1 protein-coding gene is annotated in these 1,524 nt (G+C 60.8%); it reads right to left on the reverse strand.

The features are described 5' to 3' along the window. Window positions 1-28: 28 nt before the first annotated feature. Window positions 29-1,459, reverse strand: a complete 1,431-nt coding sequence (locus tag PQQ96_RS41930; protein ID WP_408303279.1) for an IS4 family transposase — start codon at window positions 1,457-1,459, stop codon at window positions 29-31. Between the last annotated feature and the right edge of the window lie 65 nt (window positions 1,460-1,524).

Below are 1,524 nucleotides of genomic sequence, written 5' to 3' on the forward strand. Positions count from 1 at the left end.
CTCAGGATTACCCACATCTCGTGGAAGCTCATCCGTCCTGGCTAAATATCCGGTACATCTCGGTGATTTCATGAAGCACAAGGAATCCACGCCACATGACGGTAGGTCCGGGCGGGTGATCATGCTTACGGTTCAGATAGCCACCGAGTTTGGCAATCCACAGCACGACTTCACCTAGCGAAGGCGTTGCCGCCGGAGGTCTGGAGGTGCGGTTGGCGCGGCAGTAGAGCGCGCGCCATTCGTCAGGCTGAAGCAGCACTTCACACGAGAGATCCGGATCAGCGCGGCCTAGCAGCGTGGCGTACATAATGCGCCAGCTAATCACTGCAAATAGTGCGGTCGCGCGTACGAACCGTTCAAGATTGCCGAACTGGCGTGCCTCGATGCGGCACCCGCTTTTAAGCACGCGATGCCACGACTCAATCGTCCAGCGGCGCGCATACCATTCGAGCCGTTCGAGCGCGTCGTCCAGCGTGAGCGTGGGCACCGAACTGAGCAACATCCACTCGAGAGGCTCAGCGTCTGTTGGCGTATCGGTTTCCAGTGCGTGGATTGCAAATACATCCACTGGAGCGAGCCGGGCGCGCCCAGTGCCTTTGGTCGAAGGCCGGGGCGGTGCAATCAGGCCGACCCGTGTGCAACGCACTGTCAGACGCGTAGTGCGCCGAGCCATGTTGCGCTGTGCTGGCAGCTCCAGTTCGATCTCACCCAGCGGTGCGCTCGCCGTCACCGTATCCCAGAGATAACGCTCGGGGTGTGCCGTCCGACGGTCCCATGCCGCGCGAACGAGCCAGTCCACACCGGCAGGCCGCTCGGCCGCGAACACTTCATAGACGTCACTTTCGCGGTCGCCCACGCCCACCATGCGCGTATCGGGACATCGAGTCTTGAGTGCTGCCAGATGGTTCAGGCCCTCAACCCATTTAACGCTTTCCTTGTCATTGAAGTCACGCTTTGAGCGTTGGCGCCTGCGGCCCAGATCTGCGTCATCGCGTACCCACGTCTTCATGCCCAGCACGCCGAGCGGCAGGCCTTCCGGCGTCACGGCCAGCAGGCTGTGCAACATGAAGCCGCGCGACTGGTTGCCCGTGCCATAGCCCAGGCCTTCAGTGGCGCCCAGATGCGTCAGGTTGAATTCGGTCGTGTCCTGCACTGCGAGCACAACTGGCACCTGGGTCATGCGCAGCAACGTCTGCTCTATGTGAGGCGCAAGCACGCCGTCCGTATCGACCTGGTCGTTATCAAAGAAGCGATAGGCTGCCTTGAGTTCAGCGGCACCCATTGAACGTGGAAACGAGCAGTCCGGTGTGCGGGCAAGGCGGCGAGCCAGTGCAACGAGCCGATTCGTCAGGCGGGCATCCCCCAGATTGGCCGCACCGAATTCGATGTCGGCCCAGTCATTCTGGTCGTCCTGATTGTCGGTCGCGGGCAATTGCGTGTGATTGATGTGGCGGCACACTCAAGTTAACACCGCTGCAAAGTGTTTACAAGCACTATCCCTGCGCAGATGTGGGTAATCCTGAG

The organism is Paraburkholderia sediminicola, assembly GCF_046027825.1.
GTDB lineage: Bacteria > Pseudomonadota > Gammaproteobacteria > Burkholderiales > Burkholderiaceae > Paraburkholderia > Paraburkholderia sediminicola_D.